This window comes from Streptomyces sp. NPDC091287 (assembly GCF_044768525.1).
In the GTDB taxonomy this organism is placed as follows: Bacteria; Actinomycetota; Actinomycetes; order Streptomycetales; family Streptomycetaceae; genus Streptomyces.
On record NZ_JBIVUV010000003.1, the window covers coordinates 69,464 to 91,329 of the forward strand.

At 72.6% G+C, this 21,866-nt stretch carries 20 protein-coding genes and 2 pseudogenes; 14 read left to right on the forward strand and 8 right to left on the reverse strand.

What is annotated here, in order from left to right; genetic code table 11:
- Window positions 1-62: 62 nt before the first annotated feature.
- A complete protein-coding gene (locus tag ACIQRW_RS05155; protein WP_403754602.1) occupies window positions 63-881 on the reverse strand; it encodes a pyrimidine reductase family protein in 819 nt (272 codons plus the stop codon).
- Window positions 882-918: 37 nt separating this feature from the next.
- Between ACIQRW_RS05155 and zapE the strand changes: the two genes are divergently transcribed.
- The 6 genes and pseudogenes from zapE to ACIQRW_RS05185 all read left to right on the forward strand — a co-directional run bounded on the left by zapE (window position 919) and on the right by ACIQRW_RS05185 (window position 6,918).
- Window positions 919-2,010, forward strand: coding sequence for a cell division protein ZapE (gene zapE, locus ACIQRW_RS05160; RefSeq protein WP_403754605.1), 1,092 nt, complete (start codon window positions 919-921; stop codon window positions 2,008-2,010).
- Window positions 2,011-2,101: 91 nt separating this feature from the next.
- A complete protein-coding gene (locus ACIQRW_RS05165; protein WP_018956892.1) occupies window positions 2,102-2,527 on the forward strand; it encodes an OsmC family protein in 426 nt (141 codons plus the stop codon).
- A gap of 139 nt (window positions 2,528-2,666) precedes the next feature.
- Window positions 2,667-4,040 carry an alkaline phosphatase PhoX gene (locus tag ACIQRW_RS05170; protein WP_403754608.1) on the forward strand — a complete coding sequence of 458 codons (1,374 nt, stop codon included), beginning with the start codon at window positions 2,667-2,669 and terminating at the stop codon, window positions 4,038-4,040.
- A gap of 135 nt (window positions 4,041-4,175) precedes the next feature.
- The gene (locus ACIQRW_RS05175) at window positions 4,176-5,033 is read left to right on the forward strand and encodes a polysaccharide deacetylase family protein (RefSeq protein WP_403755320.1); all 858 of its coding nucleotides are present in this window, start codon (window positions 4,176-4,178) and stop codon (window positions 5,031-5,033) included.
- 179 nt (window positions 5,034-5,212) lie between these two features.
- Window positions 5,213-5,374, forward strand: coding sequence for a hypothetical protein (locus ACIQRW_RS05180; RefSeq protein ID WP_403754611.1), 162 nt, complete (start codon window positions 5,213-5,215; stop codon window positions 5,372-5,374).
- A 36-nt stretch (window positions 5,375-5,410) separates the two neighbouring features.
- Window positions 5,411-6,918 (forward strand): annotated as a pseudogene (locus ACIQRW_RS05185) (discoidin domain-containing protein).
- 97 nt (window positions 6,919-7,015) lie between these two features.
- Here ACIQRW_RS05185 and ACIQRW_RS05190 read toward each other — a convergent pair.
- The 4 genes and pseudogenes from ACIQRW_RS05190 to ACIQRW_RS05205 all read right to left on the reverse strand — a co-directional run bounded on the left by ACIQRW_RS05190 (window position 7,016) and on the right by ACIQRW_RS05205 (window position 8,865).
- Entirely contained in the window at window positions 7,016-7,219 is a 204-nt protein-coding gene (locus ACIQRW_RS05190) for a hypothetical protein (RefSeq protein ID WP_403755323.1), read from the reverse strand.
- Between the two features lie 8 nt (window positions 7,220-7,227).
- On the reverse strand, window positions 7,228-7,461 hold the full coding sequence (locus ACIQRW_RS05195; RefSeq protein ID WP_403755368.1) for a hypothetical protein: 234 nt from the start codon (window positions 7,459-7,461) through the stop codon (window positions 7,228-7,230).
- Window positions 7,382-8,188 (reverse strand): annotated as a pseudogene (locus tag ACIQRW_RS05200) (ATP-binding cassette domain-containing protein); the annotation flags it as partial. The pseudogene ACIQRW_RS05200 and the gene ACIQRW_RS05195, both read right to left, overlap by 80 nt.
- 2 nt (window positions 8,189-8,190) lie before the next feature.
- Window positions 8,191-8,865 carry an AIM24 family protein gene (locus ACIQRW_RS05205; protein WP_403754614.1) on the reverse strand — a complete coding sequence of 225 codons (675 nt, stop codon included), beginning with the start codon at window positions 8,863-8,865 and terminating at the stop codon, window positions 8,191-8,193.
- A 71-nt stretch (window positions 8,866-8,936) separates the two neighbouring features.
- Here ACIQRW_RS05205 and ACIQRW_RS05210 point away from each other — a divergent pair, with 71 nt between their 5' ends.
- From ACIQRW_RS05210 to ACIQRW_RS05230, 5 genes are all read left to right on the forward strand, one after another.
- A complete protein-coding gene (locus ACIQRW_RS05210) occupies window positions 8,937-9,665 on the forward strand; it encodes a peptidyl-tRNA hydrolase (protein ID WP_403754616.1) in 729 nt (242 codons plus the stop codon).
- A 140-nt stretch (window positions 9,666-9,805) separates the two neighbouring features.
- Window positions 9,806-10,552 (forward strand): DUF4142 domain-containing protein, encoded by a 747-nt coding sequence (locus tag ACIQRW_RS05215; RefSeq protein ID WP_403755326.1) that lies wholly within the window; start codon window positions 9,806-9,808, stop codon window positions 10,550-10,552.
- A gap of 124 nt (window positions 10,553-10,676) precedes the next feature.
- On the forward strand, window positions 10,677-11,981 hold the full coding sequence (locus ACIQRW_RS05220) for a DUF692 domain-containing protein (protein WP_403754619.1): 1,305 nt from the start codon (window positions 10,677-10,679) through the stop codon (window positions 11,979-11,981).
- A gap of 5 nt (window positions 11,982-11,986) precedes the next feature.
- Entirely contained in the window at window positions 11,987-13,054 is a 1,068-nt protein-coding gene (locus ACIQRW_RS05225) for a TIGR04222 domain-containing membrane protein (protein ID WP_403754622.1), read from the forward strand.
- Between the two features lie 128 nt (window positions 13,055-13,182).
- Window positions 13,183-14,745 carry an alpha/beta hydrolase gene (locus tag ACIQRW_RS05230; RefSeq protein ID WP_403754625.1) on the forward strand — a complete coding sequence of 521 codons (1,563 nt, stop codon included), beginning with the start codon at window positions 13,183-13,185 and terminating at the stop codon, window positions 14,743-14,745.
- Window positions 14,746-14,898: 153 nt separating this feature from the next.
- Here the strand turns inward: ACIQRW_RS05230 and hemQ are convergent, their stop codons facing one another.
- The gene (gene hemQ, locus ACIQRW_RS05235; protein ID WP_026290345.1) at window positions 14,899-15,627 is read right to left on the reverse strand and encodes a hydrogen peroxide-dependent heme synthase; all 729 of its coding nucleotides are present in this window, start codon (window positions 15,625-15,627) and stop codon (window positions 14,899-14,901) included.
- Between the two features lie 4 nt (window positions 15,628-15,631).
- Window positions 15,632-17,119 (reverse strand): protoporphyrinogen oxidase, encoded by a 1,488-nt coding sequence (hemG, locus tag ACIQRW_RS05240; RefSeq protein WP_403754628.1) that lies wholly within the window; start codon window positions 17,117-17,119, stop codon window positions 15,632-15,634.
- A 126-nt stretch (window positions 17,120-17,245) separates the two neighbouring features.
- Between hemG and ACIQRW_RS05245 the strand changes: the two genes are divergently transcribed.
- Entirely contained in the window at window positions 17,246-18,226 is a 981-nt protein-coding gene (locus tag ACIQRW_RS05245) for a DUF4349 domain-containing protein (protein ID WP_403754631.1), read from the forward strand.
- 67 nt (window positions 18,227-18,293) lie between these two features.
- Window positions 18,294-19,682 carry an FAD-dependent oxidoreductase gene (locus ACIQRW_RS05250; protein ID WP_403754634.1) on the forward strand — a complete coding sequence of 463 codons (1,389 nt, stop codon included), beginning with the start codon at window positions 18,294-18,296 and terminating at the stop codon, window positions 19,680-19,682.
- 211 nt (window positions 19,683-19,893) lie between these two features.
- Here ACIQRW_RS05250 and hemE read toward each other — a convergent pair whose 3' ends face one another.
- Window positions 19,894-20,991, reverse strand: coding sequence for a uroporphyrinogen decarboxylase (hemE, locus tag ACIQRW_RS05255; RefSeq protein ID WP_403754637.1), 1,098 nt, complete (start codon window positions 20,989-20,991; stop codon window positions 19,894-19,896).
- Between the two features lie 92 nt (window positions 20,992-21,083).
- Here hemE and ACIQRW_RS05260 point away from each other — a divergent pair, with 92 nt between their 5' ends.
- Entirely contained in the window at window positions 21,084-21,743 is a 660-nt protein-coding gene (locus tag ACIQRW_RS05260) for a DUF3000 domain-containing protein (RefSeq protein ID WP_403754640.1), read from the forward strand.
- Window positions 21,744-21,866 lie beyond the last annotated feature (123 nt).

The following is a 21,866-nucleotide window of genomic DNA, read 5'->3' on the forward strand; positions in this document are numbered from 1 at the left end:
CTTCCACGGGGACTGCAGGGGTAAGTGTGCCCAGCCGGAGCTAAGCGGAACGGTAAATTCCGCTATCTGTCGGTCCGACGGTACCGAGTGAAGAGGAACCCGGCCTCTTCCAGTAGCGATGCCAGGAAAAAACGTTCCGGCACGGTGACCCCGGGGCCGCCCGCGATCCGCTGGGCGTCACCGGCGGTCAGCATCGGGGACACCGTCAGGCACAGCTCGTCCAGCACACCGGCCGCCACGAACTGGCCGAGCAGCCGGGGCCCGCCCTCGGTGAGCTGCCGGGTCAGCCCCCGGTCGGCCAGCTCGCGCACGGCACGGGCCGGGTCCACCCGGGCGCCCTCGCCCGCGATCACCACCTCGGCGCCCGCCGTCCGGGCCGCGGCGATCCGGTCGGCCGAGGCCCCGGCCCCGGTCACCACGAGCGTCGGGACGAGCGGCTCGGTGAACAGCGGCAGCGAGAAGTCCAGGTCCAGGGAGCCGGTCACCACCGCGACGGCGGTAGCGGGGCCCTGTCCGGCGGCAGCCCGCCGCGCGGCGAACGCCTCCCGGGCGCGGGCCGGACGGTACCCCTCCAGGCGTACGGTCTCGGCACCGGCGATCACCACGTCGGCCAGGCCCCGCAGGGTGCCGAAGATCCGCATGTCCGCCGTGCAGGAGATGGGCTGCGAGCGGCCGTCGTGCTGGGCGGCCCCGTCGAGGGTGGAGACCATGTTGGCGCGCAGCCAGGGGGTTGCGGACCCTTCGGCCGAGGGGTCGGCGGGGTAGGCGTAGGCGTCCGCCAGCTCGTCGAGGCTCCACTCGCGGTCGATGGGCGGCCCGGACGGGTCCTCCGCTCCCGAGGCGCTTTCTGTCAGGTCCGTCACAGGGAACAGGCTTCGCATGGGTTGCAGTCTGGCATGAGCCTTAGGGTGGAGAGTTGTGTCGTCATCCACCGCGTTTCCGGGGCAGAGCCCCCTTGCCGAAACGGCCCCGCTGTCCCTGTGCGCCCGTGAGCCGCACGTTCCCGCAGACCGTCTGGTCGCCGAGATGGTGCCTCCGCCGCGCTTCGACTCGGTGCGCTTCGACACGTATGTCCCCGACCCGAACCAGCCCAGCCAGAGCGAGGCGGTCACGGTCCTGGCGGGCTTCGCCGCCGGGCTCGGCGGGGCGCACGCGACGGGCTCCGGGCGGCGCAAGTGGTTCAGCAGGAAGCCGGCCGCTCCGACCGGGCCGCGCGGCGTGTATCTCGACGGCGGCTACGGCGTCGGCAAGACCCACCTGCTGGCCTCTCTCTGGCACGCCACGCCCGCCGAGCCGTCGCTGAAGGCGTTCGGCACGTTCGTGGAGCTGACAAACCTCGTGGGCGCGCTGGGCTTCCAGCAGACCGTGCGGACCCTCAGCGGGCACCGGCTGCTGTGCATCGACGAGTTCGAGCTCGACGACCCGGGCGACACCGTGCTGGTGTCCTCGCTGCTCAGCCGGCTCGTGGAGGCCGGGGTGGCGCTCGCCGCGACCTCGAACACGCTGCCGGGCAAGCTCGGCGAGGGCCGGTTCGCCGCCGCGGACTTCCTGCGCGAGATCCAGGGCCTGTCCGCGCACTTCCGCCCGCTGCGCATCGACGGCGAGGACTACCGGCACCGCGGTCTGCCCGAGGCCCCGCCGCCGTACGACGACGAGCAGGTCACCCGGGCCGCGTACGCCACTCCGGGCGCGTCCCTCGACGACTTCCCCGGGCTCCTTGACCACCTGGCCCGGGTCCACCCGAGCCGGTACGGCGCGCTGACCGACGACATCCGCGCGGTCTGTCTCACCGGGGTGAGCGCGGTGCCCGACCAGTCGACCGCGCTGCGCCTGGTGGTGCTGGCGGACCGGCTGTACGACCGGGAGGTCCCGGTGCTCGCCTCGGGGCTGCCGTTCGACCGGCTGTTCAGCGACGAGATGCTGAACGGCGGGTACCGGAAGAAGTACTTCCGGGCGATCTCCCGGCTGACAGCACTGGCGCGTGACGCGAAGGGGCTGGTGGCGCAGTAGGTTCGGGGGCGTAACGCAACGGGACACCGCACGCTGTGAGGTGCCCCGTCTTATCCCGTACACCCACGCACACCGTTCGAAGGGATCCAGCATGGCTACCACGCGTCAGGCGCACACGAACTGGGAAGGCAACCTGATCGAGGGCAAGGGGGTCGTCACCTTCGACTCCTCCGGCATCGGCGACTACCCCGTCTCCTGGCCCGCCCGCTCGGAGCAGGCGAACGGGAAGACGAGCCCCGAGGAGCTCATCGCCGCCGCCCACTCCAGCTGCTTCTCGATGGCGCTCTCCCACGGTCTCGCCGGGGCCGGCACCCCCTCGACCCGGCTGGAGACCAAGGCCGAGGTGACCTTCCAGCCCGGTACGGGCATCACCGGCATCCACCTCACCGTCGTGGGCGAGGTGCCCGGTCTCGACGAGGACGCCTTCCTCAAGGCCGCCGAGGACGCCAAGGCGAACTGCCCGGTCAGCCAGGCGCTCACCGGCACGACGATCACCCTGACGGCCTCGCTCGCCTGACCTTCCGCGTACGGCCGCTCCCACCGGGGCCGCCACAGCGGCAACACGGGGCGCGGGGGCACGCATGGTTCCCCCGCGCCTCCGTGCGTGCTACACACGTGCGGGTCACTTCACCTGTCCGCCAACAGGGAGTCACCTCATGTCATCCGCACCCCGCTCCACCGCGACACGACGCCAGGTCCTGGCAGGCAGCGGCGCAGCCGCCGCGATCGCCTTCACGGGAGCCTTCTCCGAACTCTTCGCGGGCACGGCCGCCGCACGCGGCCACGACGGCTACGGCCCCCTCGTCCCCGACCCCGACGGCCTGCTCGACCTGCCGAAGGGATTCCGCTACCGGGTGCTGTCCCGGGAGGGCGACCCCCTGCGCTCCGGCGAGGGTCCGGTGCCGGGCAACCACGACGGGATGGCCGCGCTGCCCGGCCGCAACGGCCGGGTCCACCTCGTCCGCAACCACGAGAACCGGCACACCGCCAAGATCGGCGTGCCGACCGTCGAGGGGCTGACCTACGACCCGGCGGCCAAGGGCGGCTGCACGTCCCTGGAGCTGGACGGCCGCAACAAGGTGCTCGGCGAGCGCGTCGCCATCGCCGGTACGGCGGTGAACTGCGCGGGCGGGCCCACCCCCTGGCGCACCTGGCTGACCTGCGAGGAGAACGAGGACAAGGCCGGGACCAACGGGTACACCAAGGACCACGGCTTCATCTTCGAGGTGGACGGCGCCGATCCGCGCCGCACCGGGGCCGTCCCGCTGACCGCGATGGGCCGCTTCCAGCACGAGGCGATCGCCGTCGACCCGAAGTCCGGGATCGTGTACGAGACGGAGGACGCGTTCGACAAGCCGTTCGGGCTCTTCTACCGCTTCCTTCCCGAGAAGCCGCTCGGCGGCACCGGTTCGCTCCGGGCGGGCGGGGCGCTGGAGGCGATGCGGGTGCCGGGCGTGCCCGACCTCTCCTCCGTCCAGGAGACCGGTACGAGCTTCGACCGCATCGAGTGGGTCCCCGTACCGGATCCGCTGGCCGCTCAGACCCCGATCCGGCTCCAGGACTTCGGCCCGAAGGGCGTCACGCACGCCCAGAAGCTGGAGGGCTGCTACTGGGGCGGCTCGTCCGTCTACTTCGTCTCCAGCTTCGCCCGCAGCGAGGAGGGTTCGGCGGCCGACCATTACGGCCAGGTCTGGCGCTACGAGCCGAAGAAGCGGCGGCTCACCCTGGTCGTGATCTTCGGCCCGGACACCGACATCCAGCTGCCCGGCGAGTCCCCCGACAACATCTGCCTGGCGGCCGACGGCGGGCTGATGGTCTGTGAGGACGGCGGCGGCGCACAGCACGTGCTCGGGGTGACCCGGCGCGGCGAGGTGTACACCATGGCGCGCGGGCGGCAGAACATCGGGACGCCCGAGGAGCCGGAGTGGGGGGAGTTCGCGGGGGTCGCCTTCTCCCCGGACGGCTCGACGATGTACGTGAACTGCTACACGCCGGGGACGACGTTCGCGGTGACGGGGCCGTGGTGCTGAGGTAGCCGGGGTGGGCGATCCGGAGGCAACCCGGGCGGTGGCACTCCGCCGGACACCGGAATGCCACTGCCCGATATAACCCGATTATCAGACATTTTCCGTTATTTTCCGTGAGTGATCACTGCTGCGCGGAAGATGCGGAAGACGACGACTCTGACGGTCGCGGGGGTACTGACCGGCGCCGCCCTGGCCGGGTGCGGGGGGCCTGCCCCCGCACCCGTTCCCCCACCCACCCCCGCCGCCTCCACTCCTGCCTCCGCCGCACCGGAGAAGCCGCCCACGATGGCCCCCGGTCCGGCGGGCCGCACCCCGATCTTCGAGCGGAGGCCGACGGGCGGGGGCGCGGCCGGCCGCGCGGCGGAGAAGGTCGTGGCGCTGACGTTCGACGCCGACATGACGGCCGACCAGGGCCCCCGGGCGGCCTCCGGCGAACGCTTCGACAACCCGGAACTGGTCGCGCTGCTGCGCCGGCTGAAGGTGCCCTCCACCGTCTTCATGACCGGGCGCTGGGCCGAGGAGTACCCGGCGCAGGCGAAGGCGATCGGCACGGACCCGCTGTTCGAGATCGCCAACCACTCCTACAGCCACCACGCCTTCAGCTCCCCCTGTTACGGCCTGCCGGTGGTCGGGAAGGCCACGATGGCCCGCGAGGTGGAGCGTGCCTTCACGGCGTTCCGGAAGGCGGGGGCGCGGAACGTGGTGCCGTACTTCCGTTTCCCCGGCGGCTGTTACGACGAGACGGCGCTGCGCGCGCTGGCCCCGGCGAACGTGACGGCCGTGCAGTGGGACGTGGTCAGCGGCGACGCCTTCGCCACGGACGCGGACGCGGTGGCCGAGCAGGTGCTGGACGGGGTGCGGCCGGGCTCCCTCGTGGTGATGCACTGCACCCGCAGCGCGGCCCCGGCCACCGAGGCGGCCGTACGCCGGATCGTGCCGGAACTGCGCGAGCGCGGCTACCGCTTCGTGAAGGTGTCGGAGTTGATGACGGGCTGACCTCTTCGAGCAGGGAGTTTCGCATTTTGCTCGTGAATCTTTGTTTTTTGCGCAGACTCATAGACTTCATGCGGGGTGGCTTCTAGCCTTCTGGCATTCACCACCCCCACACGCCTCAGAGCCGCATGACGTGAGCCCGCTCCGCTCTCCCTTCGCTCCCCACTCGAAAGGACGTCACCATGGCACTCTCCAGACGGACCGTCATAGCCTCCGCCGTCGCCGGGACCGGCACTCTGGCCGTAGGTCTCGTCCCGTCCGCGGCGCAGGCCGGACCCGTTCCGCGGGCCGTGCCCGCCGCCTCCCCACCCGGGGACGTCGTCGGCAAGATCACCGTCGGGTAACAGGGCTGGTTCGCGTGTTCCGGCGACGGCGCGCCGATCAACGGTTGGTGGCACTGGTCGCACAACTGGGGCCGGCCCCCGTCGCCTTCCAACACCGCCATCGTGAGCTGGCCCGACGTGCGCGACTACACCCGCACCTATCGCAGCGCCTATCCCGCCCTCGGCGACGGACAGCCCGCGACGCTGTTCTCCTCCTACGACCAGCAGACGGTCGACACCCACTTCTCCTGGATGCGCGAGTACGGCATCGACACCGCCGCCCTCCAGCGCTTCACCCCAACGGCGGCGAGGGCGCGACCCGCGACGACATGGCCGTCAAGGTCCGCGAGGCGGCCGAGCGGTACGGGCGGAAGTTCTACCTCATGTACGACGCCACCGCCTGGACGAACATGCAGCCGGAGATGAAGGCGGACTGGACCGCGAAGATGCGGGCGCTCACCGCGTCCCCCGCCTATGCCAGGCAGAACGGCAAGCCCGTCGTCGGCATCTGGGGCTTCGGCTTCAACGAACCGAACAAGGCCTGGTCCGCCGAGGTGTGCCTGGACGTCGTCAACTGGTTCAAGGACCAGGGCTGTTACGTGATGGGCGGGGTGCCGACCCACTGGCGGCGCGGGGTCGAGGACTCCCGGCCCGGTTTCCTCGGCGTCTACCACGCCTTCGACATGATCTCGCCCTGGATGGTCGGCCGGATCGCCTCCATCGCGGACGCCGACCACTTCCACGCCAACGTCAACACCCCCGACCAGGCCGAGTGCGACGCCCATGGCATCGACTACCAGCCGTGCGTACTGCCCGGCGACCTCCAGTCCGGGCACCGGGCGCACGGCGACTTCATGTGGCGGCAGTTCTACAACATGAAGCGGATCGGCGTGCAGGGCATCTACGTGTCGATGTTCGACGAGTACAACGAGGGCAACCAGATCGCCAAGACCGCCGAGACCGCCGCCCAGGTGCCGGCGGGATCCGGCATCCGCGCCCTCGACGAGGACGGCACCCCCTGCTCGTCGGACTACTACCTGCGGCTCACCGGGGACGGCGGCCGGCTCCTCAAGGGGGAGCTGGCGCTCACCCCGGTCCGCCCCACCCCGACCACCACCGGCGGCCCCGTCGACCCGCCGCCGACCGGCGACCTCGCGCTGCGCAGGCCGGTCACCGCCACCAGCCACACCCAGAACTACGGGGCGGGCAACGCGGTCGACGGTGACCCGCACAGCTACTGGGAGAGCGCCAACCAGGCCCTGCCGCAGTCGATCCAGGTCGACCTGGGCACGGTGCGTCCGGTCACCCGGGTGGTGCTCACACTCCCGCCGGTCGCCGCCTGGGACGCTCGCACCCAGACGCTCGCGGTGACCGGATCGGCCGACGGCGCCGTCTATTCGGCGCTCAGCGCCTCGGCCGGCCGCCGCTTCGACCCGGCGACGGGGAACACGGTCACGGTGACGTTCCCGCAGGCTCCGGTGCGGTATCTGCGCGTGCAGATCACGGCCAACACGTCATGGCCCGCCGCGCAGCTTTCCGGGGTGAGCGTCTACGCGACGCCCTGACGGTTCGGCGGGACGCCCCCGGGCAGGTGCCCCAGGGTGCCCCTCGATCCGGGCCCCTGAGAACGCGTCCTAGCCGGAGCAGGCCTGAGAACGCGTCCTAGCCGGAGCAGGCCGTCCGGCCCGCCTCCTGCCAGGCGCAGACCGGGCACAGCGTGGCGCCCTTCGTCGACTCCGGGTGTTCGGTCGGCTCGCGGCACAGCACACACTCGGCGTACGGAGGGCCTTCGGCGGCACCGCCCGGCGGGGCCGGGGCGATCGGCCCCGGCGTCTCGCAGTACGTGTCATCGGTGTCCACGCCCACGAGCCTACTCACCCGCGCCGGGCGGCGGTCCGGCAGACGAGGAACGCCACCGCCACCGCGAGGACCACCGCCCCGAGCAGGGGCAGGACGGGTAGCTGGACCGTTCCGGTCCGCGATCCCGTGACCAGGGAGGCGACCGCGTGGCGCGCCGGGGATCCGGTGGTCACGAGGGCGAGGAGCGACCCGAGCACGGCAGCCGCGACGGACCAGCCCCGGCGGAGCGGCACCGGACGGGTGGTCAACGCCCCCACGGCCGCGCCCAGCAGCACGCAGCACAGGACGGCGAGCAGTCCGGCGAGCGCGGCGGCGGGCCGGGAGACGGCGCGTGCCCCGTCGTCGGTGACCCGCCCCGGCGAGGCGTCGCGGGTCGTGGTCGACGAAGACGACGGTGGCGCCCGCCGCGACGCGTTCCGCCACGGCGTGGTCCAGTTCGGCGCGGGCGGCGGTGTCGAGTCCGGTCCAGGCCTCGTCCAGGACCAGCAGCTCCGGTTCGGCGAGCAGCGACTGGGCGACGGCGACCTTCTGGCTGGTGCCCTTGAAGAGTTCGGCGAGCGGGGGTAGGGCCTGTCGTCAAACTGCCGTCGTCGCCCGGAGGGCGGCAGTTTGACGACAGGCCCTGCGGGCGTGGTCCGCCGCCCCGAACCGGGTCAGCCACTCCCCCGCCCGCCGCCTCGCCTCGGCACTCCGCAGCCCGTGGATCCGGCCGAGGTGGACGAGGTAGCCGGTGGCGGTCAGGGGCAGCGCCGCCGGGAAGCGCTCGGGGACGTACGCCATACGGGCCCGGCGGCCGGTGATCCGCCCCTCGGCGGGAGCGTCGACCCCGGCGAGCAGCCGCAGCAGGGTGGACTTCCCCGCGCCGTTGCCCCCTTCGACCCGGACCAGCGTCCGCTCGGGCAGCGTGAGATCGACCCCGCGCAGCACCCAGGCGCCGCGGAGGCCGTACCGGTGGCCCACGCCCTTGAGTTCCAGGGTCAGTTGGAGGTCTTCTCGGGCCTGGCCTCGCTGGGCCGCACGATGACGAAGCCCTCGCCCTGGAGCATCAGCTGGACGGCCTCGCCAGATCCGCCGCGCACCATCGAGCCGACGCTCTGCGAGCGGTTCAGGCTGGTCGTGAGCTGCTGGCTCCAGCCGACGACCGCGTCCGTGTCCACGTACACCGGCTGGGCGCCGGTCACGGGGATCACGATCGGGGTGCCCTCACACATCAGGCCGAGCTTGCCGTAGCCCGTGAACACGCTGTTGAAGAGGCCGCCGCCGACCATTCCGGCGCCCTTCACGGTCTTGATCTCGTAGGAGAGCGTGGGGTCGAAACAGAGGACGTTGCGGCCGTTGATGGTGATGGAGTCGCCCTGGTCCAGCTCGACGATGAAACAGTTCGCCGCCTCGTGCGCGAACCACGCCTCACCCTGGCCCCGGACGGCCATCAGCGCCAGGCCCTCGCCCGTCACCGCGCGCTTGAGCATGCCGCCGATGCCCTGGCCCTTGCGCTCGAACTGGAGGTTGCCGCGGAAGGCGATCATCGAGCCCTGCCGGGCGTGCATCTCCCCGTTGACGGCGTACTTGATCGATTTGGTGTTCTGCAGGGTCATGCCGGGGGCGGTGGCCGGCTGGGCCATGTGGTCGCTGGAAAAGAGATCGCTCTTCATGCGGAGCATCCTCACCCGGACCCGGTCGTTCCGCCAAGCAGGTGACGGGTCCGGCCTGGCAGACTGGGACGGTGACCAGCAATGACACCCCCGCCCCCGCCCCCGAGAGCCCGTTCCACGAGGGTCCGGCCGACCGCGACCAGGCGCGGCAGTTCGTGCTGCCGCTGGTGCTCCACCTGGAGAAGACGGACCCGCCCGCCCGCACCGACGCGCTGCGGAGCGCCGCCCGTGCGGTGCTGACGATCCTCTCCGACGAGCGGTCCCTGGGCGACGGCGAGTGGTCCGGGGCGATGCGGGACTGGCAGGACGCCCGGATCCGTAAGGTCGTGCGCCGGGCGCGCGGCGCGGAGTGGCGCAAGGCCGAGGCCCTGGACGGCATCACGGTGACGGGTGAGGACGGCGCGGAGGTACGGGTGTTCCCGCCGATCCCGCTGGACGGCTGGCCCAAGGAGCTGGCCAAGCTCCAGGTGTCGGGCACCGATCTGGAGGACCCCGAGCCGCCCGCCGCGCCCGATCTCTCCGGGCCGGTGCTGTTGCTCAACCCCGAAGTCGACATGTCGGCGGGCAAGACGATGGCCCAGGTCGGGCACGGGGCGCAGCTCGCCTGGTGGGAGCTGTCCGACACCGAGCGCAAGGCGTGGCGCGAGGCCGGTTTCCCGCTCTCCGTCGCCACCCCCGGTGCGGAGCGCTGGCGGGAGCTGACGGTGAGCGGGCTGCCGGTGGTGCGCGACGCGGGGTTCACCGAGATCGCTCCGGGGTCCTGCACGGTGGTCGCCGACCACCCGGCGCTGCGCCGCTGAGCGGAAGCGAAGGGATCGCCGCACCGCTGAGTGTTTCCGCTCCCTTCTCCGTATCTCCCGGTACTGCCCCCATCGGCGTTACCGCCAAGTAGCCTGCAGGCCAATGCGGTTGGCGACGCCTCGGCCCGGGAGACACCTTGCTGCGACGCATCAACGGAACGGCCCTCATCATCGCGGCGCTGGTCGCCACGCTCGGCGCGCTCGCGTTTCCGGTCTGGTCCTACGCGGACCGTTCGGGCACCGGCGAGGCGAATCTCAACGCCTCCAGCGTCGCCACCCAGTGGGGGCCGCTCTCCGCGACGGACCGGGACTTCCTGGTCAAGGTGCGGCTCGCCGGACTGTGGGAGCTGCCCGCCGGGCAGCAGGCGATCGAACGGGCTCCCAGCGAGGCGACGAAGGCCGCCGGGGACCACCTGGTCGTCGGGCACACCGACCTGGACCGGCGGGCCCGGGACGTGGCGGCGAAGCTCGGGGTGGAGCTGCCCAACCAGCCGACCGCCCAGCAGCAGGCGTGGCTGCGGGAGCTGACGGCGGCGAGCGGGGACGCGTACGAGCGGAAGTTCGCCAATATCCTGCGGGCCGCCCACGGCAAGGTCTTCGGCCTGATCGGCCAGGTCCGCCACACCACCCGGAACGCGCTGATCCGGCAGCTCGCGAGCGACGCCAACCAGACCGTGCTGGACCACATCACCATGCTGGAGGCCACCGGCTTCGTCGACTTCGACGCCCTGGCGCGCGAGGCGGCGGGCGGGTCGACGGCCAGCCCCTCGGGCCCGTCGATGCCCCAGGACGGGCAGGCGCCGCAGGTCCCGCTGCCGGTGACGCCGACCGGCGACCAGTCCTTCACCTCGCGCCCGGTGCCGCCCACGATGATGCCGATGCCGTAACGAGGGCGGCGGTACGGGAACCTCAAATCCAGCTCTGAACGTCCCCCCGGTCGGGTTCATCGCCGCGTGACGGGGCCATGACCTCTGAACAGAACGAGGTGAGCAGGGGGACGGGGGAAACGCCATGGAACTGGGTATCGGCATCGGCTGGCGGCCGGAGATCGCGGACGAGGTGGAGGCGCTGGCGGGGATCGACTGGGTCGAGGCGGTCGCGGAGAACCTCTGCGCCGACCATCTCCCGGACTCCCTCGTTCGGCTCCGGGAACGGGGCGTGCGGGTCGTACCGCACGGCGTGGCGCTCGGGCTCGGCGGCGCCGACCGCCCGGACCCCGCGCGCCTCGCCTCCCTCGCGGCGCGCGCCGAGCTGCTGGGGACGCCCCTGGTGACCGAGCACATCGCGTTCGTACGGGCCGGGGGGCCGCTGACCGCGTCGCCGAGGCTGGAGGCGGGGCATCTGCTGCCGGTGCCGCGCACCTGGGACGCGCTGGACGTGCTGTGCGAGAACGTGCGGATCGCCCAGGACTCGCTGCCGGTGCCGCTCGCCCTGGAGAACATCGCGGCGCTGATCACCTGGCCGGGCGAGGAGCTGACCGAGGGGCAGTTCCTGGCGGAGCTGGTCGAGCGGACCGGGGTGCGGCTGCTGATCGACGTGGCCAACCTGCACACCAATCACGTCAACCTCGGCCAGGACCCGGCGAAGGCGCTGGACGAGCTGCCGGTGGAGGCCATCGCGTACGTCCATGTGGCGGGCGGGGTCGAGAGGAACGGCGTCTGGCACGACACGCACGCCCACCCGGTGACCGCTCCGGTCCTTCAGGTGCTGGCCGAGCTGCGCTCCCGGGTCGACCCTCCGGGCGTGCTGCTGGAGCGTGACGACGCCTTCCCGCCGGCCGCGGAGTTGGCGGGTGAACTGGACGCGATCCGGGCGACGCTGCGGAATGCCGCGCTCCCGGCTCCGGCGGAGGGTCCGCGCCCCGCTGTACGGAGCGAGGGCCCTCCGCCCGCCGCCCCCGTGCCGGCCGGGGCCCGCGACCGTACCGCCGTCGCGCAGACCGCGCTGCTCTCCGCGCTGGTGGCGGGAACGCCGGCCCCCGAGGGCTTCGACCACCGGCGGCTGCGGGTGCAGAGCCGGGCGCTGGCCGCCAAGCGCGCGGACGTCGTCGCGAAGGTCGCGCCGGAGCTGCCCGAGATCCTCGGCGACGGCTTCCGCGCCGCGTTCCTCGCGTACGCCGGGAGCCGTCCGATGTCCGGCGGGTACCGGCGCGACGCCCTGGACTTCGCGGAGCACGTGCTCATCGCGGGCGGCCCCGCCGATCCGGTGGCGCGGCGCCGGCTGACGTACTGGTGGCAGGACCGGTCGGGCGCCCGGCCGCCACGTCGTACCACCCGCCTGGTCCGGGCGGCCCGTGCCGCCCTCGTGAGGAAGTGAACGCCGTGAACGTGCTCGCTCTGCTGGCGACCCTCGCGGTCGTCGTCTCCACCGTGCTCCTCATCACGAGTTGGGCCGTCTCCCGGTCCCGCATCCCGTCGGCCGGGCGTTTCCCCGCCGTCCACGACGTCTACGAGGCGGCCTTCCTGACCGGCGGTCCGGCCGGGGTCGCGGACACCGCGCTCACCGCCCTGCACACGGACGGACGGGTGCTCATCGGCGGTCCCGGCATCATCTCCGTACGGCATGCGCAGGCGAACGACCCGGTGGAACGTGCCGTGTTCCAGGAGCTGTCCACCGCTCCGAGCGGCGCCCTGCACCTGGTGCGGGACGCGGTGATGCGCCACCCGGCCGTGCAGGAGGTCGGTGACGGGCTGGCGCAGCGGGGCCTGCTGGTTCCGCCCCGCGAGGGCCGCCCCGTACGTCGTTGGGGGCTGATCCAGGGAGTGAGCTGCTTCGTCGCACTCCCGCTGTCGATCGTCCTCACCGTCCTCCAGTACGTGACGATGGACGTGAGCCTGAGCATGCCGGTCCCGTTCGTCCTCAAGGTGCTGCCCGCGATCCTGCTCGGCGGGATCAGCGGACTCGTCGTCGCCTCGGCCGCGGCCAAGCGGATCACCGGAGCGGGCCGCCGGGCCTCCCAGGCGTGCCGGGCCGCCCGGGTCCACCCGGAGACCCCGGCCCACCTGGTCGCCACACGGGGGCTGCGCGCGCTCCCGGACCGGGCGCTCTGGGAGCAACTGGTCGCGGCGAGTCGCCTGACCGCGTCGGCGAGGCGGTCGCGTTCCGGCCTCGCGGGGAGCGGGCGGCCCGAGTACGCGGGGAGTACGGCAGGGGCGTCGGCCTTCGCGGTGGCGACGGTCTGGTGCGCCGCCTCCAGTCCCGGCGGCTCTAGTTGCGGAGGGTCCAGCGGAGGCGGCTCCGGATCGAGCTGCGGGGGCGGCTCCGGCTGTTCCTCGGGATCCGGCTGCGGGGGCAGCAGTGGATCGAGCTGCGGCGGCTCCAGCTCGGGAGGTTCCAGCTGCGGCGGCAGCTCGGGCGGGTCGAGCTGCGGCGGGGGCGGCGGTTCCTGAACCGGGCCCGCCGCCCCGGCAGCCGACCGCCCATCAGGGTCACGAACACGGACATGCTCGGGCGGTGCTGGACATCACGTCCCGCCCGCCGGACCATCCCTCTCCGCATCCGCAGAGAGGCACCGCGCGTGAGAACTGCTGCGCTGTACACATCGATCGGCTCCCTGGTCCTGTCCGCCCTGGCCGTCGCTCCCGCCGGGGCCTGGGAGGGCCGGGGCTCCGCCGAGGCCCGGGGCACCGCGATCGCCGCCGCCCGCGCCACGGCCGCCGGGATCGATTTCGTCTCCTGCCCGGAGAAGGAGATGCTCCCGGACTCCCTGAAGTGCGGCACGGTGAAAGTGCCCCTCGACTACGCCGAACCGGACGGGAGACAACTCGAACTGACCGTCAGCCGCACGCCCGCCACCGGCCCGGCCGAGGAACGGCAGGGCGCGTTCGTCTACAACCCGGGCGGCCCCGGCGCCTCCAGCGTCACCTTCCCGATGGCCGGGGAGCTGCCGGAGTGGAAGGAGATCGCCGAGGCCTACGACCTGGTCGGCTACGCCCCGCGCGGGGTGAACGGCTCCTCAGCCCCGCTGACCTGCCAGGACCCGGCGGCGTACACGAAGGGCCCGACCGACGCGCCGACGCACCCGACGCGGGAGTACAAGGAGCGGCGCGTCGCCCGGGCGAAGGCGTACGCGCAGGGCTGCGCGGACCACGCGGGCGAGACGCTGCGGCACTACACGTCGCTGAACAACGCCCGTGACCTGGACGTCCTGCGGGCCGCTCTCGGCGAGAAGCGGCTGACGTTCATGGGGGCGTCCTACGGGACGTACTTCGGCGCGCTGTACGCGACGCTGTTCCCCTCCCACGTGCGGCGCATGGTCTTCGACTCGGTGGTCGACCCGGACCCGGAGCAGATCTGGTACCGCTCCAACATGGGCCAGTCGCTGGCCTTCGAGGCGCGCTGGGAGGACTTCCGCCGCTGGGTGGCCAAGCACGACGACGTCTACCATCTGGGGGCCACCCCGGAAGCGGTGCAGAAGCACTACGACGAGGTGCGCGCGGAGTTGGCGGAGAAGCCCGCCGGCGGGAAGGTCGGGCCGGGGCAGCTGCACTCGGCGTTCCTGGGGGCCGGCTACTACGACGACTACTGGGCGATGCGGGCGACGGCGCTCTCCGAGTACGTCCGGGGCAACCCGGAGCCGCTGGTCGCGCAGGCCTCCCCGCGTGCGGTGGCGGCGAAGGACAACGAGAACGCGCAGGCGGTGTACACGGCCGTCGAGTGCAACGACGCGCCCTGGCCCGAGGACTTCGAGGTGTGGGATCGCGACCACACGGACCTGGCGCGTGTCGCGCCGTTCGAGACCTGGGACAACGCCTTCGCGAACCTGCCGTGCGCCTTCTGGCCGGCGCCCCGGCAGCGGCCCCTGGAGGTCGGGACGCGGTGGGGCGAGCTGCCGCCGGTGCTGATCCTGGCGGCGGAGCGGGACGCGGCGACCCCGTACAAGGGGGCGCTGGAGCTGCGGAAGCGGCTGCCCGGGTCGTCGCTGGTGACCGAGCGGGACGCCGGGACGCATGGCATCGGCGGGGCCGGGAACACCTGCGTCGACGACCATCTGCGCCGGTATCTGCTGACCGGTGAGGTGCCGGGGCGGGGTGCGGACTGTGCCGCGCACCCGGAACCGAACCCGGTGTCGCTGGACTGACGTCGAGCGCGTACGGAGCGGGGGCCGCCGCACCATGACGGTGCGACGGCCCCCGAAGCCGAACCCGGTGTCGCTGGAGGAGCGGACGGCACGATCGGTGCCCGGTGCCCGCCCTTCTGATCTTCCGGGTTGGGGTGGTGCGGGACTCGCTGGTTATGCGAGCCCGGCCACCAGGTCTGCGACGCTCTTCCTGCGGCCCGTGTAGAACGGGACCTCCTCGCGCACGTGGAGACGTGCCTCGGAGGCGCGCAGGTGACGCATCAGGTCGACGATGCGGTACAGCTCGTCCGCCTCGAAGGCGAGGACCCACTCGTAGTCGCCCAGCGAGAACGAGGCGACGGTGTTGGCGCGGACGTCCGGGTAGCCCCGGGCCATCTTGCCGTGGTCCGCGAGCATGCGGCGGCGGTCCTCGTCGGGCAGCAGGTACCAGTCGTAGGACCGGACGAAGGGGTAGACGCTGATGTAGTCGCGCGGCGTCTCGTCGGCGAGGAACGCCGGGACGTGCGACTTGTTGAACTCGGCCGGCCGGTGCAGCGCCATGTTCGACCAGACCGGGTCGAGGGCGCGGCCGAGCTTGGTGCGCCTGAAGAGGTTGTACGCCTCCTGGAGCTCGTCCGAGGTCTCGGCGTGCCACCAGATCATGAGGTCGGCGTCGGCCCGCAGCCCGGACACGTCGTAGGTGCCGCGGACGGTGATGTCCTTGGCCGCGAGCTGGTCGAACAGCTCCTGGACCTCGTCGGCGTATCCCGCGCGGTCCAGCGGGAGCACGTCGCGCAGTTTGAAGACCGACCACAGGGTGTAGCGGATGACCTCGTTGAGGTCCTTGGCCTTCTTGCCGGCGTTCGGACTCTTGCTTGATGTCACAGTCTCAGGAGCACTCATACGGCTATTGTCCCGCCTCGCTCCCCGTGCCCCGAACCAGGGTCGACGTGGCGATGATCTCTCCCGCGATCTCCCCCGTGATCTCCCCCGCGATCTCGTCGGCCGCCCGGCGCGCGCTCGCGATGCAGGCGGGGATCCCGACCCCGTCGTAGACCGCGCCGCAGACCCGCAGCGCGGGGAGCTTGGCGACCTCGTCGCGGATCCGGGCGACCCGGGCGAGATGGCCGACCGGATACTGCGGCAGGCCGCCGATCCAGCGGGTGACCTCGGTGTCCACGGGCCGGGCGGTGAGCCCGGTGGCCGCGGCGAGGTCGCGCAGGGAGACGGCGACGAGCTCCTCGTCCTCGCGGTGCAGATGGTCCTCCTCGCCGTACCGGCCGACGGAGGTGCGGAGCACGAACAGGTCGGGGGCGCTGTCCGCGACCCACTGCCACTTGTTGCTGGAGAACGTGGACGCCTTGATCGTGTGCCCGTCGACCGGCGGTACGAGAAAACCGGAGCGGCCGCGCAGGGCCTCGTACGCCTCGATGTCGGCCCGCCGGAAAGCGAGGGTGACCAGGGCCATCGAGGCGTACTCGACGCCGGACAGCTCGGCGGACGCGGCCGGGGACTCGGCGGCCAGCAGGGTGCCGGCGGACCAGGCGGGGGTGGCCAGGACGATGCCGTCGGCGGCGATCGTCCGGGTGTCGGTACGGACGGCCCAGCCCGACTCCGTACGGGTCAGGCCGAGGACGGGGGTCCGGTCGAGGATCTCGCCGCCACCGGCCCGTACGGCGTCGGCGACGGCGGCCGGGAGGGTGCCGATGCCGCCCTCGATGCCCTGGAAGACGGGCCCGGTCTGCTGCCGAGCGGCGGCCCGCTCCTGGATGCGGCGTACGCCCTCCAGCAGCGGGCCGCCCTCCTTCACCGCCTCGAAGAGCTGGGGGACGGCGGCGCGCATGGAGATCCGGTAGGCGTCGCCGGCGTAGACCCCGCCGAGGAGGGGCTCCACCAGCCGGTCCACGACCTCGCGGCCGAGCCGGTCGGCGACGTACGCGCCGACCGCGACGTCGTCGCCGACGGGGGTCGGGGTCAGGTCGCGCTCCTCGGCGATCCGGGCCAGTCCCTCGGGGGACAGCACCTCACCGAGCACCGCCGGGTCGCCGGGGACGCCCATGACGTGCCCCTTGGGCATGGGGCGCAGCGCGTCGCGCGTCCACAGCGAGGCGGTGGCGGTGGCGGGCGGCTGGAGGCGATCGGCGAGGCCCACCTCGCGGGCCAGGGCGACCGCCTCGGGGCGCCGGGCGAGCATCGACTCGGCCCCCAGGTCGACCTGGACGCCCGCGACCTCGCCGGTCATGAGCTTCCCGCCGAGCCGGTCCGTCGCCTCCAGGAGGGTGACCCGCAGTCCGGTGGCGACCAGGTGGTGGGCGGCCGCCAGGCCGGCGATGCCGCCGCCGATGACGACGACGTGGCCCGGGGGCGTTTCCGCACGCTGTTGAGAACGCTGCATGGGTCCACTCTCTCAAACCCGTACCGCGTCCTGACCGTGACCACTTCGAAACCGCCCACCGGCAACCGGTCCCGGAGCGGGTGCGTCGAACCGGCACCATCAACCACCGTCCTGGGGGGACCAGTTATGGAATTGGGCAGCAGAACCGATCGATCCTTCGCCCGTGGGCGGGCCGCGCTCGCCGCCGGGGTGCTCGGCCTCCTGCTCGCCGTCGGCGGCTGCGGGGCGTCGGGCGACGCGTCGGACGGCGCGAAGGCGGCGGACAGCAAGTACGCGCCGTCCGGGGAGCGGGCGGGGGCCGGCGCGGACGCCGACGGGGCCGCGTCGTCGGCCGAGGAGCGGGCGGACGGGAAGCCGTCCGGGGCGAAGGCGGCGCCGAAGCCGGGGGCGGCGGCCACCCACGTCATCCGTACGGCCACGCTCTCCGTCGAGGTGAAGAGCGTGGCGAAGGCGGTCGCCGCCGCGCGCGGTGCGGCCGAGAGCGCGGGGGGCCTCGTCGCGACGGAGGAGACCGAGCGGCTCGACGACACGTACGAGACCTCGCACCTGGTGCTGCGGGTGCCGCAGGACCGGTACCAGGAGGTGCTGCGGGAGCTGGCCGGTTCCGGGAAGCTCCTGTCGCGCACCTCGAACGCGAAGGACGTCACCGACCAGGTGGTCGACGTGGACAGCCGGATCGCCACGCAGCGCGCGAGCGTGGCCCGGGTGCGGGAGCTGATGGACCGGGCGGAGAAGATCAGCGATGTGGTCGCCCTGGAGGGCGAGCTGAGCAGCCGTCAGTCCGACCTGGAGTCGCTCCTCGCCCAGCAGTCGAGCCTGAAGGACCGCACCTCGCTGGCGACGATCACCCTGGACCTGACGCCGCCGGACGCCCCGGACGACGACGGGCGGGAGGAGGACACCGGGTTCCTGGACGCGTTGGGCGGCGGCTGGGACGCGTTCGTGACGATGCTGCGGTGGATCGCGGTGGCGTTCGGGGCCGCGTTCCCGTTCCTGCTCACCGCCGCTCTGGCGCTGGTGGTCTGGCGGGTGCTGCGGGCCCGGCGGGCGGCCCGCAGGGCCCCGGCGGCACCCCGGCCGGAGGCGGAGGGCGCTCCGGCCCCCTGACCGCCGTAGCGTGGGGCTCCGACTTGGTGATGCGCCTGACCGGCGCATCGGCGAAAGGGGACCCGGCATGGCAGCGGAGCGACTGGTGGTCATCGGCGGTGACGCGGCGGGCATGTCCGCCGCGTCACAGGCCCGCAGGCTGAAGGCGGCGGACGCGCTGGAGATCGTCGCCTTCGAGCGCGGCCACTTCACGTCGTACTCCGCGTGCGGCATCCCGTACTGGGTGAGCGGCGACGTCGCGGCGCGCGACGACCTGATCGCCCGCACCCCGAAGGAGCACCGGGAGCGGGACATCGATCTGCGGATGCGGACCGAGGTGACGGAACTCGACGTGCCCGGGCGGCGGGTGAAGGCGCTGGACCGGGAGAGCGGGAAGACGTACTGGACGGGCTACGACAAGCTGGTGATCGCCACCGGGGCCCGTCCGGTGCGCCCGGCGCTGCCGGGGATGGACGCGCCGGGGGTGCACGGGGTGCAGACCCTGGACGACGGGCAGGCGCTCCTGGACTCGCTGGACGCCCTGGGCGCGAAGGAGAGCCGCCGGGCGGTCGTGGTGGGGGCGGGGTACATCGGCGTCGAGATGGCCGAGGCGATGCTCAAGCGGGGCTTCGAGGTGACCGTCCTCAACCGGGGCGAGCAGCCGATGGCGACGCTCGACCCGGACATGGGGCGGCTCGTCCACGACGCGATGGACGGGCTGGGCATCACCACGGTCAACGGGGCCGCCGTCACCAGGATCATCACCGGTCCGGACGGGCGGGTGAGCGAGGTGGCGACGGACGCGGGGACGTATCCGGCGGACGTGGTGGTCCTCGGCATCGGCGTGGAGCCGGAGACGGAGCTGGCGCGCGACGCGGGGCTGCCGATCGGCCCGCACGGCGGACTGCTCACGGACCTGTCGATGCGGGTGGTGGGCCACGAGAACATCTGGGCGGGCGGCGACTGCGTGGAGGTCCTGGACCTGGTGGCGGGGCGGACCCGGCACATCGCGCTGGGCACACACGCCAACAAGCACGGCCAGGTGATCGGTTCCAACGTCGGGGGCGGCTACGGCACGTTCCCGGGTGTGGTCGGTACGGCGGTGAGCAAGGTCTGCGACCTGGAGATCGCCCGGACCGGGCTGCGGGAGAAGGACGCCCGCGCGGTCGGGCTCCGCTACGTCACGGCGACCATCGAGTCGACGCAGCGGGCGGGCTACTACCCGGGGGCGAAGCCGATGACGGTGAAGATGATCGCGGAGCGCCGTACGGGCCGGCTGCTCGGGGTGCAGATCGTCGGCCGTGAGGGGTCGGCGAAGCGGGTCGACGTGGCGGCGGTGGCGCTGACGGCCGGGATGACGGTGGAGCAGATGACGGCGCTCGACCTGGGGTATGCCCCGCCGTTCTCGCCGGTCTGGGACCCGGTGCTGGTGGCCGCCCGCAAGACGGTGACGGCGGTGCGGGGCGCGGGGAGCTGAGAGCTCTGGGGGTGCCTTGTCGATCAGGCCGGATCAGGGAGCGGGGTCTGGTGCCGTGCATCGCAAGGCGGAGGAGGGAGTAGACGCGGAGCGTCGGCGAGTGACGACAACGCCGCGAGGTGCGGTGCCAGACCCCGCGAGCCCGGCATGATCGGCAAGACACCCCCTGGGGGGGCCGGCTCCTGAGGCCGGCCCCCGTACGACCGGTCGTTCAGCGCGCGGTCTGCGTGTGGACGTACTCCACGAGCCGGGTGAGCGCGTCCGGGTCCATGGTCGGCATGACGCCGTGGCCCAGGTTGAAGATGTGGCCCTCCAGACCGGCGGCGGCGTCCAGCACCTCGCGGGTCTTCTCCTCGACGGCCGGGGTCGGCGCGAACAGCACCGCCGGGTCGAGGTTGCCCTGGAGCGCCTTGCCGGGGCCGACACGGCGGGCGGCCTCGTTCAGCGGGACCCGCCAGTCGACGCCGACGACGTCAGCGCCGGCCTCGCCCATCAGGCCGAGCAGTTCGCCGGTGCCGACGCCGAAGTGGATGCGGGGGACGCCGTAGGGGGCGACGGCGTCGAAGACCTTCGCGGAGGCGGGCAGCACCGCGCGGCGGTAGTCGGCGGGGGCCAGCGCGCCGACCCAGGAGTCGAAGAGCTGGACGGCGGAGGCGCCGGCCTCGATCTGCACCTTGAGGAAGGCGCCGGTGATCTCGGCGAGCCGGTCGACGAGGTCGGCCCAGAGCTGCGGGTCGCCGTACATCATGGCCTTGGTGCGCTCGTGGTTGCGCGAAGGGCCGCCCTCGACGAGGTAGCTGGCCAGCGTGAACGGGGCCCCGGCGAAGCCGATGAGCGGGGTGGAGCCCAGCTCGGCGGTGAGCATCCCGATGGCCTCGGTGACGTACGGGACGTCCTCGGGGGTGAGGTCGCGCAGCCGGGCCAGGTCGGCGCGGGTGCGGATCGGCTCGGCGATGACGGGGCCGACGCCGGGCTTGATGTCGAGGTCGATGCCGATGGCCTTCAGGGGCACGACGATGTCGCTGAAGTAGATCGCGGCGTCGACCTTGTGGCGGCGTACGGGCTGGAGGGTGATCTCGGCGACCAGCTCCGGCATCATGCAGGAGTCGAGCATCGCGATGCCCTCGCGGACCTTCAGGTACTCGGGCAGCGAGCGCCCCGCCTGGCGCATGAACCAGACCGGCGTGTGGGAGACGGGTTCGCGGCGGCAGGCCCGGAGGAACGCCGAGTCGTGGGTGGCGTGGCGGACCGCGTCGAGGCTGGCGGAGGTCGTCGTCTGCTGGCCCGAAGGGCTGTCGTTGGCACTCACGCACAGAATCTTCGCACGCGCGCGGAAGGAGCCCGGCCCCGCACGGGTGTCTCTCCCTGCGCGGGGCCCGGCTTCCGCCTACTCTTCCCCGCATGGCTCCGGCTCAGGGACAATATTCCGATCATTCCGACGGCGTTGAAGGCAAGGACCGCGCGGAGGGACCTACCGTGCCGCCCGCGTTCCTGGCGGCGGTCGACGCGCTGCGCTCCGCGCGGCTCCGCCCGGAGCTGGAGGTGGAGGTGACCAGGCCGCCCCAGCGGCTCGCCCCGCACGCGTACGCCATGGAGGCGGCGGTGGTGGACGGCGAGGACGATCTCGCGGACGGCAGGCTGGTCCTGCTGCACGATCCGGCGGGGCACGACGCCTGGCAGGGCGCGTTCCGGCTGGTGACGCTGGTCCGGGCGGAGCTGGAGCCGGAGATGGCGGCGGACCCGCTGCTCCCGGAGGTGTGCTGGTCCTGGCTGACGGGTGCGCTGGACGCGCGGGGCCTGTCGTACGGAGAGGCCGGGGGGACGGTGACGCGCGCCGGATCGCACTACTTCGGTGCGCTGTCCACGCGCCGGCCGGCGACGCAGATCGAGATCCGGGCCTCGTGGACGCCGAGGGAGTCGCGCGGCGGTGTGCCGGACGCGGCGTCGCACCTGATGGCCTGGGGTGATCTGCTGTGCCAGATCGCGGGACTGCCGCCGTCGGATCCGGCGGACGCGGCGGTGGTGACGTTGCCGCAACGGCGCGGGCCGCAGGTTTCGTAACACTCCGTCACCCGTTTCGCACAAGCACCGGCTCTCTTTTCGTACAATCGATCGCGCGTCCTATTTGCCCGAATTGTTACTCACCAAATAGCGATCTTCCCCTAAAGGAGGACGGGTCCGCTG